Below are 13,781 nucleotides of genomic sequence, written 5' to 3'. Positions count from 1 at the left end.
ACATCTAAATTATTGCCTTGTTTTTAAACCGTTTACCAAAGCTTACAAAGTTAAAGCGTAAATTACAGACACAAAAAAGCCGAGATTGAATTTCAATCTCGGCTTTTTAATACATAAAACTTATCGTTTTATATATTAGTTATTTGCGTTACGTTGGCGTAATACTTCAAACAAACAAATACCCGTGGCTACCGATACGTTTAAGCTTGAAACAGTACCCGCCATTGGGATTTTAACAAGCATATCGCAATGCTCACGCGTTAAGCGTCGCATGCCCTCGCCCTCTGCGCCCATAACAATAGCCATTGGCCCTGTTAAGCTTGCATCAAATACGTGGTTATCAGTTTCGCCAGCGGTACCTACAACCCATACGCCTGCATCTTTAATTTCGCGAAGCGTACGCGCAAGGTTAGTCACTTGAATAAGCGGAACTGTTTCGGCTGCGCCACATGCCACTTTACGTGCGGTACCGTTAAGCTTAGCCGACTTATCTTTAGGTACAATCACAGCGTGAACACCTGCCGCGTCTGCACTACGTAGGCATGCGCCTAAGTTATGCGGATCGGTAATACCATCAAGCACAAGTAAAAACGGTGTGTCTTCACGAGCGATTATCGCATCAAGATCTTTTTCATTAAACGTTGGCGCTGCTTTTACGTTAGCAATAATACCTTGATGCTGCTCACCTTTTGATTTGCTATCAAGAGCTTTACGCTGCATAAACTGTACTGAAATACCAAATTTACGTGCTTCATCAATAATCGGAGTTGAGCGTTTGTCGTCACGACCTTTAAGGGCGTAAATTTCTACAAAGCGCTCTGGTTCGCTTTCTAAAATTGCTTCAACAGAATGAAAGCCAAAAATTAATTCATTACTCACGTATTGTCTGCTCCTGGGCTAGTACGTTTGCGGGCATTTTTGCCTGCTCTTTTAGGCTTTTTAACGGCCTTCTTCTTTGGTTTTTTCTTTACGGCAGAGTCTGCTGCTTTTTTATCTGCAGGTTTTGTTGCAGACTTATTTGCAGGCTTGCCTTTATCTTTATTTGCTGGCTTTTTTTTACCTTTTGGTTTGTCATCGCTGTGCGACTTTTTACCTGGTACTTTGCCTGCTTTTAATTGCGAACGCACACTTGCTGGCGCATGCTCAGACTTACCTGAACCTTTTTTTGGTGCACGACGACGTGAGTATCTGTCTTGTGCAACATCGCCTTTAAGCGTTAAGTTTATACGGCGATCGTCTAAACTAACCGACGCAACTTTAACTGTTACCTTATCGCCAAGGCGATAAACTTTGTGAGAGTGCTCACCTATTAGGGTGTGTTTTGCAGCATCATGCGCAAAAAACTCGTCGCCTAAATTAGTAACGTGAATAAGCCCATCAATTTGTAAATCATCTAAACGAATAAACAAACCAAAGTTAGTGACCGATGAAATAACACCATCAAACTCTTCACCTACATGGTCTTGCATAAACTCACATTTAAGCCAATCAGCTACTTCGCGAGTTGCATCATCGGCGCGGCGCTCTGTTGTAGAACACTGCTCACCTAGTTGATCAACTTCATCGTCGGTATAAGCGTATTCGCCAGACGTTTGCTGACCTTGTGCTTTTATTACTGCTTTAATAGCACGATGCACTACTAAATCTGGGTAACGACGTATTGGCGATGTAAAATGCGCGTAAGCCGATAACGCTAAACCAAAGTGACCAATGTTATCTGGCTGATATACAGCTTGTTTCATTGAACGCAGTAACATAGTTTGAATAAGTTCAGCTTCTGGGCGGTCACCTAGTCGCGCTAATACTTGCGTTATTTCTTTTGGTGTTGGCTCGTCGCTTAATGTACTTTCAATACCTAACTCGCCTAAAAACTTAGTAAAGTTACCTAGTTTTTCTTGGTCTGGTTCGTCATGCACGCGATAAAGCGCGCTTGCTTCGTGCTTTTCAAGAATTTTAGCCGCTGATACGTTGGCTAAAATCATACATTCTTCAATGAGTTTGTGCGCGTCGTTACGAATAACAGGCACTATTGATTCTATTTTACGCTGAGCGTTAAATACAAAACGTGTTTCTAGGGTTTCAAACTCTATGGCACCACGGTCTTGGCGTGCAGCTTTAAGTGCCATGTACATTTGCTGTAAATCAGTTAAATGTGGCACAACGGCTGAGTATTCTTCGCGTAGTTTTTCGTCGTTTTGTAAAATGGCATTTACTTTGGTGTAAGTTAAACGTGCATGCGAGTTCATTATCGCTTCGTAAAACTTATAACCCGAAAGTTTACCCGCACTCGACACGGTCATTTCGGCAACCATACATAAGCGATCTACTTTTGGATTAAGCGAACATAATCCGTTAGAAAGCACTTTTGGTAGCATCGGAATTACTTGCTCAGGGAAATACACTGAGTTACCACGCAAAATTGCTTCTTTGTTAAGCGGCGTGTTCATTCCTACGTAATGCGATACATCGGCAATGGCAACCCATAAGCGCCAGCCACCTGATTTTTTAGGTTCACAGTATACGGCGTCATCAAAGTCGCGTGCATCTTCGCCATCAATAGTTACAAGTGGCAAATCACGTAAATCTACGCGACCTTGTTTGTCAGCTTCTTCAACAAATTCACCTAGGTGAGCAACTTGTGCTTCAACTTCTTCTGGCCATACATGTGGAATATCGTGATTGCGCAGTGCAACTTCAATTTCCATACCTGGGGCTAAATGCTCACCAAGTACATCTATAACTTTACCTACCGCGTTCATGTTACGGCTTGGATTTTGCGTAATTTTAACCTGCACCATTTGGTTATGGCGGGCACCGTTTTCGTTGCCTGGTAAAATCATTATATCTTGCGTTATGCGCGGGTCTTCAGCGACTACAACAGCAACACCGTGCTCAACAAAGTAACGGCCAACAATTGGCGCGCGCTCGTTAGTAAGCACTTTTATAATACGTGCATCGCATTTTGAGCCAGAACCACGTTTAGTGCCTTTAGCTAGTACAATGTCGCCATGTAACACCATATTCATTTGGTGCTTAGCAATAAACCAATCTTTACTCTCGCCTTCAACTTCTAAAAAGCCGAAACCGTCTCTGTGGCCTATTACTTTGCCTTTGGTTAAACCGGCTTCGTCAATTAGGGCGTAGCATTTAAATTTATTGAAATACAGCTGTCCGTCACGCTCCATAGCGCGAAGGCGGCGTTTAAATGCTATTTGGCGTTCGTCATCGTTTACTGCTAGTTCTTCACATAATTGCGCGTAGTTAGCAGGCTTTGAACGCTCTTGAAGGTGAGTAAGTATAAACTCACGACTAGGGACTGGGTTTTCGTACTTTTCTTGTTCTCGACTGAGATTTGGATCTTGGTTTGACATTCACTATCTTGTTAGTTGGTTATGTAGGTATTTTAACCCATATAGTTATAATGAGACAGGTAAAAGCTATTAAACTTTTAAGAAAGCACTTTTACCTTGCTGTATAGTTTAAAAATCTAGCGCAATGGGGCTTAACGACTCCTTAACTGCAAAGTGTTTAGTCATCTCGTAGCAATGCTAAAATCTATACTATTTTTTTTGTAGGTTTTTCCACAGCAGTTTACTTATATTATCAATAAAGCTTGGATCTTCTTCTTTCATCGTAAGTAAAATCTGCTTATTCATTTGTGTTTTATTTTGAGCGTAAATCCAACGATTTTTATTAAATTGCTGGGCAAACTCAAGTGCACCCGCTTGTAGTTCGTCGTTATTTGCAAACACAGCTTCAACTACTTTGTTCTCTAGCAACAGCTGTGCACCAACCCGCTCTCCTGACATAGCTAGGCGATTAAAGAATGTTTGCGAAATTGCTTTATTAATTATAGGAAACATCGATGGAACAAACGGCACCATTACATCCACTTCAGGAAAACAAAAAAAGCCTTTGTCTGATTTCATAAATCTAAAGTCGCACGCACACGCAAGTACAGAACCATTACCATAGGTATGCCCGTTTAACGCAGCAATAATAGGCATAGGAAAAGTAACTATACGTTTAAATAAGTCACTTATTTGAATCATAAAGTCTGAAATTGCTGCAGGTAAAATACTTGGATTAGACATCCATTGAAGGTCGATACCCAATGACCAGTTTTTATCACTTGAAGACGTTAAAATAACTGACTTAATATTTTGTTCTGCTTCAATGTGGTCTAGGTGTAAATTAAACTCAGCCAAAAACGCTGGGTTGTGGCGGTTTTCAGCAGTATTCATGGTGAGTATAGCGATATTATTTTTAGTTGTTAGTTCTATTAAATTTGCCATTAAAACCTCTTTTAGCGCTTTTTAAGCCAATTTTAAGCGCTGTTCGTTACTTTTACATATCATAGTAATACTTTGCTTATAATTTATAAACCCACTAATTAAAGCCACCCTTTTTGTTTAGCTATACGCGCAGCATCTATGCGGTTAGTAGCGTTTAATTTTGAAATGGCATCCGATAGGTAGTTACGCGTAGTCCCTTCGCTAATAAATAACTGCTTGGCTATGTCGCTTGTTTTAAGGCCATCGCTTGCAAGTTTAAGGGCTTTTCGTTCTTTATCCGTAAGTGGATCTGCGTCGTCTAATGCATTAATAGCAAGCTCTGGGTCAATTACCTTTTGTCCCTGCATTACTTTTTTAAGCGCATTTATTAACTCTTCACTTGGTGCTTCTTTTAAAATAAAACCTTTTACGCCAGTCGTAAGCGCTCGCCTAATATAACCCGCACGAGAAAATGTAGTCATAATAACCATTTTTATAGCAGGAAATTTAGCGGCTATTTTTTCGCTAAGCTCTATACCATTCATGGTTGGCATTTCTATATCGGTTAAAATTATATCGGGATGCAAATCACTATCAAGCGCCTCAATTGCATTAAGTGCATCTTGCCCGTTACTTGCTTGACCAATAATCTCAATATTAAAATCAAGCCCTAACAATGCTGCTACTGCGTCGCGTACAAGCGCCTGATCTTCCACTAAATATACTCTGATCATTATAAATCCTTAGCTGTAATTGGAAGCACTACTTTTAAAGTAAAATTATCGCCACAGGCAAATACTGCACTGCCATTTAGTTGCTCTGCTCGCTCTTTAATACCATTTAGGCCATTGCCCGAATTCAATGTACTGCACGGACCATGGTCAATTACGGTTATAAGTAACTGCTGCGCTGTTTGTTCTATATTTATTTCGCAATTTTTTGTATTGCTATGGCGTAATAAGTTAGTAACTGCCTCTTTAATTACAAGGCCTGCTATACCCTCTACTTTAGCGGGCAGAGCATTTAAAACCACATTAAATGAAACGTTAAATCCTTGCTCTATTAACCTTTGCTTTAACTGTGCTACTTGGCTGACAAGATTAAGCTGTTTTAAATCACTTACGGCGCTTCTTACATCGCTAAGTAACTGCCTTGCCAAATCGGCCACTTGTGCAATTTCGCTATTTGCTTGAGCGTAGCGCTCTCCTTGGTTTAATTTATTAGCAAGCTCAGCTTTTAAAGCAATAGATGAAAGTGAATGACCTAAAATATCATGCAAGTCGCGAGCTATTCGTTCTCGCTCTGCAATAGCTGCTAATTGCTCTAGTTGGTTAGCGCTTTCTTGTTCGCGCTTTTTGTATAAGCTTTCTCTTTTTGCTGCAATACCGTAACTAAATAATGTGGCGCATAGAATCAAAGCAACGCCTAAAAAGTATTGAACCTTACCTATATCTCCAATATATGTGCTTAATAAAACCGTGAATATAATTGCGATCGCAGCATAAATTCTTTGACGGTAGCTGTAAGAGTAGCCTGCTATATAGGCTACGAAACCAAATAAAGTAGGCGTACCTGTGGTGTAAAAAGTAGCGCAAAAACAAATTAAGAGCATGGCTACAAATAACTTAGTCACCCCTGCGCTTTTACAGTTTATTGCTTTTACATACAAAAGAATAAAAGCAATATAGAAGGCTAAAGACATAACAATTTGGTTAACTGTAAAGCTCGAAAAATTAATTATTAGCGGGAGTAAATAAAAGCCGGTAAAAATTAAATGTCCATATTTCCAAAAACCTTTATCGCTTTGTTGAGAAAAGCTGCTTAACGAGCTCATACTAATACCTCTGGCATATTATTTTTACTTATAGCACTATTTTTATTAATAAATATAAATAACATAAAAATGCATACCAGCATAAAGCAATCTGCGTACGTAATAGTAAAACTTAACGCCTCTAGCACTTCATTAATAGTTAAGCTGATTAAAATTAAAGAATTCATAATTACCTCCTGTTGAGTAAGGTAACTATGCCCACGTACAAAAATAATAAGAGTGTGAAGTGTCATCAACTTTAATGACTTTTGTCATGCGGTAAAAAATTCATCTTAAGAATTTTTAAGCAATGTTAATATATTCAAAAAGTACAACAAGGAAACTAAATGCAGCCTCAGCAACAAAGTTTAATTTATTTACACATAGCGGTATTACTTTTTGGCGGGACCGCTCTATTTGCCAAACTTATTGGTTTAAATGCTTTAGATATTACCGTTTACAGAACTGCAATTGCAGGAATGGCTATTTTAGCCATGCTTTATTTTCAAAAAAAACAAATTAAACTCAACAAACCTAAAGACTATCTTATTGCGTTATTTTTAGGTGTTGCGGTGGGTATTCACTGGGTTACCTATTTTGCTGGTATGCAAATGGCCGGTATAACTATTGGAATGCTGGCATTTTTTAGCTACCCCGTAATGACGGTGTTTTTAGAACCCTTATTTAATAAAAGCAGGCCAAAAGCAAAAGATATAATAAGTGCAGCGGTGGTTGTTTTAGGTATTTACTTATTAGTACCAAGTGCAAACTTTGGCGATGATGTAACCCTAGGTGTAATAACAGGTGTGATATCAGCATTGTTTTTTTCAATAAGAAACATTACTCATAAGCGCTACTTTAGCCAATATGGCGGGCCGCAAACGATGTTTTATCAAACCTTAGTGGCAAGCATTATGTTGTGTGCATTTATAGAAGTACCAGTGTATGAGGTTAGTAATCATGACCTGATTTTAATTGCTGTAGCGGGTGTTATATTTACAGCTACACCGCACTCGTTATTTGCAGCAAGTTTAAAGCATTTATCAGCGGCAACTGCGGGGTTAATTTCTTGCTTGCAGCCACTTTATGGCACCATACTGGCTATAGTAATTATTCATGAACGTCCTACTGTTATGACGTTAGTTGGTGGAGCACTCATAGTGAGTGCCGCTTGTTTTGAAACGTGGTCAATCACTAAAAAGGCTCGACAATGAAAGTATTTGCACACCGTGGTGCCAGTGGGGATTTTCCTGAAAACACCAAAAGCGCTATTTTAGAAGCGTTAAAAGTAGGTGTTGATGGTATTGAAGTAGATATTCAAAGTTCCTTCGATGATTACATGGTAATACACGATTCATGGCTTGATAGAACCACCAGCGGTAAAGGCAGGGTGAGTAACTTTACCGCTCATGAGCTCTCTAAGCTTGATGCTGGAAATGGTGAAAAAATTCCTACTCTTCAGCAGCTGTTTGATTGGAATAACAATAAATCTTTATTAAATATTGAGCTTAAACACACGTTTGCACTAGAAAGGTTTGTGGCTCAATTAGAACAAAACATTGAAGCTAAAAAAATATCGAAAACCAATATTTTAGTATCATCGTTTGATCATCATCAACTACAGTGGCTTAAAAACAAGCTACCATGGCTTAAAATAGGCGCCCTTACTTCTTCTATTCCAATTAACTATGCAAAGTTTGCTAGTGATTTAAACGCTTATAGCGTACATGCAGATAAAACCTTTATAAATAAGGCCTTTGCAGAGGATGCAAAAAAAAGAGGCCTAAAGATTTATGCTTATACAGTCGATAGGGAAGAAGATATAGCGCTAATGCTTGAGTATGGCATAGACGGAATTTTTACAAATTACCCAGCGCGAACCAAAGCTTACTTGTTGTCGTTACAAAAAGGCTAACTTACATTCCCCTCACTTAAATAACAATCGTAGGGCTTGAGCATAATGAGTGGTTTCATGAAAATTTATAACTATATAGAGCAAACATTCTTTTTTACGTTAACCCGTAAAATAGTCGGTAATTTAAGTTTTGTATTATTGTTCCAAGCAATTACGTTATTTTGGCTGCATCAGAGTTTAAGCGAACAACAGCAAAGTACAGGGCTATTTTGGCTGCTTACGCTTGTGATTATATCTGGTTTTATTTTTACTCTTTTTTATATGCGTTTTTTAATTGTTCGCCCTGTTACTGCTATGCGCGATACTTTGATAGAAATAAACCAACAAGATGCAAATTTAGCAGCAAAACTTCCCCACTTTTCGTATGACGAATTTAAAGATTTAAGTTCACAATACAATATATTTACTGCCCATTTAAGTGAGTTACTCAGCACAACATATAACAGTGCTCAAGCGAGTGCACACAGCAATACACAAGTCACTGAATCAATGAAAAATACTGAGCAATCAAGTGAGCAACAAATACAGTTAAGCCACAGTATTATTAATGCCAGTATGCAAATAACCCAAAGCTTACAAGACATAGTAAATAATACAGATAGCGTACATAACGTTAATAATGAACACCTTAACTTTGTAAAACTATCTGCGTCAGAACTCGCTGCTTTAGTAGAGCAGGTAAAACTTATTACTAATATGCTAGGTAGCTTTTCAAATACAATTGCGGGACTAAAAGAGAACAGTGAAAACATTCGTAGTATTTTAAAAATGGTTGAAGAGTTTTCTGATCAAACTAATTTGTTAGCCCTCAACGCCGCAATAGAAGCAGCTAGAGCGGGTGAAGCAGGCAGAGGATTTGCCGTAGTTGCAGACGAAGTACGCACGCTTTCAATAAAGGTAAGTGGCGCAACTAGGCAGATTAGCGACTTTATAAATCAGATGAATGATTTGGTAAACGAGACAAATAAAGAGTCTGAGCAATTAATGACTCACTCTAATAACGCACAAAGCTCAATTAGTGCAACCTGTGATGGCTTTACTAAAATGCTTAGTGAGTTTGAGCACAACCAGCAGCAGCTGCAACAAATAGCCAGTGCTGTACATTTGCTTGAGGGCACCCAAAGTACGACTCACCAATCGGTAGAGCAAATCGTAGCTTTAGGGGAGCAAGCTAAACAACAAATAGATACGGCATTAGCCGATAGCGAGCAATCTCAACAGCTAAGCTTACAAACCCAACAACAGTTAAAGCGCTTTGTGCACTAAGAAGCGTTTTCGGGCTCAGAGAAATATGGTAAATTACGCAGCTATTAATTTAAGTGTGTAAAGCGTGTGAGCAACCCTACCCCAGACTATGAAAAATTAGCCCTGCAAATAAAAACCTGGGGGCAAGAGCTTGGCTTTAGCGAAGTGGGCATTACTGATATTGACTTATCTAAGCACGAAGCCCAATTGCAACGTTGGCTTGATGCAGGCTACCACGGCTCGATGGATTATATGGCTGCCCACGGTATGAAACGCGCCCGCCCTGCTGAATTAGTGCCTGGTACACAGCGTGTTATATCCGTAAAAATGAATTATCTCCCTCCCGATGCTGGCTTTGCAAAAACCTTAAAAAATAAAGAAAAAGCATATATAAGCCGCTATGCATTAGGTCGTGATTACCATAAATTAATGCGTAATCGTTTAAAAAAACTCGGCCAAAAAATAGAGCAAGAAGTTGGCGAGTATGGCTTTAGACCCTTTGTAGATTCAGCCCCTGTACTTGAGCGTCAACTTGCCGAAAAAGCCGGCTTAGGGTGGCGTGGTAAGCATTCGTTATTAATTAACCAAGAAGCTGGGTCGTGGTTTTTTTTAGGCGAGCTATTTATTGATTTACCTCTACCAATTGATGCAGAAAACACCTTTGAAGGCTGCGGAAAATGCGTTGCTTGTATTACTCTTTGCCCAACAGGTGCAATTGTAGAGCCCTACGTTGTTGATGCACGTAAATGTATATCGTATTTAACCATAGAACACCAAGGGCCAATACCAGAGCAGTACCGTTCTTTATTAGGTAATCGTGTTTATGGTTGTGATGATTGTCAGTTGGTATGTCCTTGGAATCGTTATGGACAAATAACTGACGAAAATGATTTTCATCCTCGCACTCAATTAAAAGATAAAGATTTACTTGAGCTGTTTGCCTGGGATGAGCCTACATTTTTAAAAAATACCGAAGGCAGCCCTATTCGTCGCATTGGTCACGAACGTTGGTTACGTAATTTAGCAGTTGGTTTAGGTAATGCAGAGTTCAGCCCCGCTATTATTAATGCCCTACAAGATAAAAGCCAAATATGCAGCGAACTTGTTTTAGAGCATATTGAATGGGCACTTGCTCAGCAAAACGATAAACAACGATTACAAATTCGTAAAACAGCTAGGTTAATTAGAATTGTAGAAAAAGGCTTACCAAGGGATGCATAGCACCGCTTAAGTAAACCTTTATATTGCGAAGTAACTAGTTTTTCAAAAGTAACGATAGATCTTGTTCTATCTCTGTAAAGGCTGCTTTGACTTGTTTAACAGACTCTTCTCTTGCTACTGAGTTTTGGATAGTTTCATCTACTTTTTTATAAATAAACACCTCCTGATCTTCATCCAGTCCCATTGATGGGATACGTTCTTCGAGCTCTTCTTGTAACTGTTTAAACACTTTTTCGTTGTTTTGACGGTTTTCATTCAACAAGCTAATTAAGCTATGAAACTTACTATGAACAGTACTTGCTACGGCATTAAGTTTCGCTCGTTGTGATTCAAGCATTTTCTTGGTCATAATGGCGCGTAGCTGCTGCTCGGTAACACTGACAATAAAACATACGTGGTCGCGTATACGACCATGCTTATCAGGGTCATGATCGGGCATATTTAAAATGAGTAAGCTAATCAATTCATAGTTAACTAAAATTCGGTGCGAAAACTCATGTAAGCGCCCTTTGTTTTTCAGCATTTCAAATAGCTCCACCACAATAGGTGAACACACGCCGTTTAGTGCAAAGTGGCTAATTTCATTATTTTCTCTAAATTCTACATTGCTTTGTAAATCAAAAGACTGCAGACAATCTACAAGCGCTTTACCTAGCTCTTGAGGATCGTTAATAAAGCCTATGTTTTCAACGTAGTTAACTATTTGCCCCATTTCACTGCTATTGGCCATTGCATTAAATGCAGTTGATGTTGCATCTTCAACTTGCTTTTCTAGACTTTGCTTTTCAACGAGTACTTGATTTAAATTTTTAAGCTTAGATTTAAGTTCGTCATGGCCAAAAGGTTTTACAATATAATCTTCTGCGCCAACAGAATAGCCTTCCATGCGTTCTTCAACAGTGCCGCGAGCAGAAACAAACATAACAATAATGTGTGCGGTATTTGGATTTGCTTTAAGTGCTTTACATACTTCATAGCCGTTCATTTGCGGCATACTTACGTCGAGTAATATAACCTGAGGCATATAACCTTCAACCATGTTTAAACACTCAGGACCATTTGTTGCTATTTGTAATTCAAAATCAAGCTCCTCTAAAATTTCCTCAATAATTTCAAGGTTAAAGGGTTCGTCATCAACGGCAAGTATTTTAGTTAAGGCCATAATTTATCATCCATTCAAATTCTTTAAAAAGTTATTTGGTATGCCAAAAAACAATTAATTAGTGTGTTGTATTAACTGATCTTCAGCTAAATGCTCGTCTAAGTTTATTTCTAATGGCACTTGTATAGATATAGTTGCACCACCATTTTCGTTGTTACGTGCAGTGATTTCACCTTGGTGTAAAGATACAAACTCTCTACACAATGCAAGGCCTAACCCTGTGCCACCAGCACCACTATTTGTTTTACTGCTTTGCACAAACTTAGTAAAAATATGCTCCAACTCATCTTCTGGTATACCGACCCCATTATCGGTAACCTCTATAGTAGCAAGCTTATTATCTGACTCTAAATTTACCCGTATTTTACTTTTAGGTTCGCTAAATTTAAGTGCGTTACCTAGTACGTTTCGAAGTAACTGGTTTATTTGCTCTTCATCACATTGTGCAATTACAGGTAATGGCTGTGCGGTAAATATAATCTCAATTTCTTTTTCCATTGCCGTACCAGACACATCATCAATACTTGTTTTAATAATATTCGCTAAATTATAGGGACGAGGGTTAAATGGAAACTTGCCTACATCTAGCTTAGATAGGTCGAGTAAATTATTTAGTAACGACAGTAAACGCTCACCACTACTCTCTATTCGCGATAAATACTTAATGAGTTTTTCTTTTGCAAAATCTCCAGCTTCTAATTTACTTAAACCAAAACGAGAAAAGCTTAAAATAGAGTGCATAGGTGTTCGAAGTTCATGCGACATGTTTGCTAAAAATTCTGATTTACTTAAGTTTGCAGCCTCAGCCACATTTTTAGCATGCTCGAGTTGTGAAGTACGTGCTCTTACTTGCTCTTCAAGAACATCTTTTGCTTCAAGTAATAAATCCTCTTTTTGCTTAAGATGGGTTACATTTTTAAATATGACCGCAAGTGCTATTTCGCCATGGTGATCTATCTCATTAAAAGAGCCAACTAAGGGTATATAACCTCCTGCTGTTTTAGATAAACGTAAATCGCAGCTAAATTGTCGATTACTATTTAATGTCGAAATCTTATCTTTAATACCTAAAATTGAATCATCATCTAAAAAATCAAATACTGATTTACCTTCGAGTTCATTAAACGGTAAGTTAAATAGTCTCAAGCAAGCATCATTAGCTTCTATCACTCTACCGCACTTTTCAAATAACATAATTGCATCGGGCGTATGTTTATAAATAACCTGAAGTAGGCTGTCTTTTTCAATTAGGGCATCAACCGTATCTTGTAGCCTTTCTACAAGCTCTGCGTTATGACGTTTTAATAACTCTGTTTGCCATAATTTATGTATTGATTGTAATAGTGAGCTATCGTTTAAAGGTTTAATAAGTACGTCTTCTACACCTTGACGAATTGCGTCGATCATTGAAACTTGATCAGGGCGTGAGGTAAATAACAAACAACGACAATGCGGTTGGGTTACTTTTAAATTTGAAAAAATTCCTAAACCTGTTCCGTCATCTAAAATAAAATCGCTTATCAGTATATCTATTTGCTTTTCTTTACTAATTTCTAAAGCTTCTGCGGAGGTTGTTGCAGTATGAGTCTCGATATGAGCACCGATTAAGCTATTTTTCATTTTTTCGAGACGTTCAGGAACATGGTCGACGAGTAAAATAGTAGGTAATTGCAAAATATGGTTAGAGCCTAATTCTAATAGGCTCTCTAAAAGAGAAGTAATTTCTTTATTAGAAAAAAATGGGTAGACCACGGTTGCGTCAGGCGCAATATGATTTAGCTCGCTAAACGCAGTTAGTTGTTCACCGCTTTGTGCTTTTGGCGCAAGCAGCATAAAGCGCTCTTGCGCTACTTCGCTTACAAGCGGTTTTATAGAATCAACAGGCACACCATGGGCAACAACAACTAAGTCGTAATCGCCTATATTGGTATACATGTCTAGCATGCTGAAATGAATTAATTCGACCTCACACCCTATTAATTCTAAAAGCACTTTCACACGCATCGCGATGACACTACTACTATCAATAATTAATATTTTTCGAATCATCAAGCCACACTTCAAATTAATAAACTTAATATCCTAATAGCGTAGTCTATTTTTATTTAATTGGCATAAAGCCCTATCGTTATTTTGTAAAAAAATATTACA

At 38.4% G+C, this 13,781-nt stretch carries 12 protein-coding genes; 4 read left to right on the top strand and 8 right to left on the bottom strand.

Features of this window, described 5'->3' with window-relative positions; all coding sequences use genetic code 11:
* Window positions 1-135: 135 nt before the first annotated feature.
* From rlmB to H5159_RS01795, 6 genes are all read right to left on the bottom strand, one after another.
* Window positions 136-879 carry a 23S rRNA (guanosine(2251)-2'-O)-methyltransferase RlmB gene (gene rlmB, locus H5159_RS01820; protein WP_002958023.1) on the bottom strand — a complete coding sequence of 248 codons (744 nt, stop codon included), beginning with the start codon at window positions 877-879 and terminating at the stop codon, window positions 136-138.
* Window positions 876-3,371 carry a ribonuclease R gene (gene rnr, locus H5159_RS01815; RefSeq protein WP_058154169.1) on the bottom strand — a complete coding sequence of 832 codons (2,496 nt, stop codon included), beginning with the start codon at window positions 3,369-3,371 and terminating at the stop codon, window positions 876-878. Before rnr ends, rlmB begins: the two co-directional genes overlap by 4 nt.
* A gap of 189 nt (window positions 3,372-3,560) precedes the next feature.
* On the bottom strand, window positions 3,561-4,295 hold the full coding sequence (locus H5159_RS01810) for an enoyl-CoA hydratase/isomerase family protein (protein WP_182752434.1): 735 nt from the start codon (window positions 4,293-4,295) through the stop codon (window positions 3,561-3,563).
* Window positions 4,296-4,393: 98 nt separating this feature from the next.
* Window positions 4,394-5,008 carry a DNA-binding response regulator gene (locus H5159_RS01805; RefSeq protein WP_024594630.1) on the bottom strand — a complete coding sequence of 205 codons (615 nt, stop codon included), beginning with the start codon at window positions 5,006-5,008 and terminating at the stop codon, window positions 4,394-4,396.
* Entirely contained in the window at window positions 5,008-6,108 is a 1,101-nt protein-coding gene (locus tag H5159_RS01800) for a sensor histidine kinase (RefSeq protein ID WP_182732799.1), read from the bottom strand. The genes H5159_RS01805 and H5159_RS01800 overlap by 1 nt, the downstream gene beginning before the upstream one ends.
* Window positions 6,105-6,275 carry a hypothetical protein gene (locus H5159_RS01795; RefSeq protein ID WP_164487629.1) on the bottom strand — a complete coding sequence of 57 codons (171 nt, stop codon included), beginning with the start codon at window positions 6,273-6,275 and terminating at the stop codon, window positions 6,105-6,107. The genes H5159_RS01800 and H5159_RS01795 overlap by 4 nt, the downstream gene beginning before the upstream one ends.
* A 159-nt stretch (window positions 6,276-6,434) precedes the next feature.
* Here H5159_RS01795 and H5159_RS01790 point away from each other — a divergent pair, with 159 nt between their 5' ends.
* The 4 genes from H5159_RS01790 (at window position 6,435) to queG (ending at window position 10,468) form a co-directional block, all read left to right on the top strand.
* On the top strand, window positions 6,435-7,301 hold the full coding sequence (locus H5159_RS01790) for a DMT family transporter (RefSeq protein ID WP_182779604.1): 867 nt from the start codon (window positions 6,435-6,437) through the stop codon (window positions 7,299-7,301).
* Window positions 7,298-8,002: a glycerophosphodiester phosphodiesterase family protein gene (locus H5159_RS01785; protein ID WP_024599309.1), complete on the top strand. Its 705-nt coding sequence runs from the start codon at window positions 7,298-7,300 to the stop codon at window positions 8,000-8,002. Before H5159_RS01790 ends, H5159_RS01785 begins: the two co-directional genes overlap by 4 nt.
* A gap of 45 nt (window positions 8,003-8,047) precedes the next feature.
* Window positions 8,048-9,268, top strand: coding sequence for a methyl-accepting chemotaxis protein (locus tag H5159_RS01780; RefSeq protein WP_182715725.1), 1,221 nt, complete (start codon window positions 8,048-8,050; stop codon window positions 9,266-9,268).
* Window positions 9,269-9,334: 66 nt separating this feature from the next.
* Window positions 9,335-10,468, top strand: coding sequence for a tRNA epoxyqueuosine(34) reductase QueG (gene queG / locus H5159_RS01775; protein ID WP_058154164.1), 1,134 nt, complete (start codon window positions 9,335-9,337; stop codon window positions 10,466-10,468).
* Window positions 10,469-10,502: 34 nt separating this feature from the next.
* Here the strand turns inward: queG and H5159_RS01770 are convergent, their stop codons facing one another.
* Both H5159_RS01770 and H5159_RS01765 read right to left on the bottom strand, forming a co-directional pair.
* Window positions 10,503-11,630: a PleD family two-component system response regulator gene (locus tag H5159_RS01770; RefSeq protein ID WP_182779603.1), complete on the bottom strand. Its 1,128-nt coding sequence runs from the start codon at window positions 11,628-11,630 to the stop codon at window positions 10,503-10,505.
* A 54-nt stretch (window positions 11,631-11,684) separates the two neighbouring features.
* On the bottom strand, window positions 11,685-13,679 hold the full coding sequence (locus H5159_RS01765; protein WP_182711443.1) for an ATP-binding protein: 1,995 nt from the start codon (window positions 13,677-13,679) through the stop codon (window positions 11,685-11,687).
* Between the last annotated feature and the right edge of the window lie 102 nt (window positions 13,680-13,781).

It is taken from the genome of Pseudoalteromonas sp. SG43-1, assembly GCF_014164415.1.
In the GTDB taxonomy this organism is placed as follows: Bacteria; Pseudomonadota; Gammaproteobacteria; order Enterobacterales; family Alteromonadaceae; genus Pseudoalteromonas; species Pseudoalteromonas distincta.
This window is presented reverse-complemented; position numbering and strand designations above follow the sequence as displayed.

Coding starts and splice junctions, on each gene's coding strand:
- H5159_RS01785 (WP_024599309.1), top strand. CDS start 7,298: ATGAAAGTATTTGCACACCGTGGTGCCAGTGGGGATTTTCCTGAAAAC.
- H5159_RS01795 (WP_164487629.1), bottom strand. CDS start 6,275: ATGAATTCTTTAATTTTAATCAGCTTAACTATTAATGAAGTGCTAGAG.
- H5159_RS01770 (WP_182779603.1), bottom strand. CDS start 11,630: ATGGCCTTAACTAAAATACTTGCCGTTGATGACGAACCCTTTAACCTT.
- H5159_RS01790 (WP_182779604.1), top strand. CDS start 6,435: ATGCAGCCTCAGCAACAAAGTTTAATTTATTTACACATAGCGGTATTA.
- H5159_RS01810 (WP_182752434.1), bottom strand. CDS start 4,295: ATGGCAAATTTAATAGAACTAACAACTAAAAATAATATCGCTATACTC.
- H5159_RS01780 (WP_182715725.1), top strand. CDS start 8,048: ATGAGTGGTTTCATGAAAATTTATAACTATATAGAGCAAACATTCTTT.
- H5159_RS01765 (WP_182711443.1), bottom strand. CDS start 13,679: ATGATTCGAAAAATATTAATTATTGATAGTAGTAGTGTCATCGCGATG.
- H5159_RS01805 (WP_024594630.1), bottom strand. CDS start 5,008: ATGATCAGAGTATATTTAGTGGAAGATCAGGCGCTTGTACGCGACGCA.
- H5159_RS01800 (WP_182732799.1), bottom strand. CDS start 6,108: ATGAGCTCGTTAAGCAGCTTTTCTCAACAAAGCGATAAAGGTTTTTGG.
- rnr (WP_058154169.1), bottom strand. CDS start 3,371: ATGTCAAACCAAGATCCAAATCTCAGTCGAGAACAAGAAAAGTACGAA.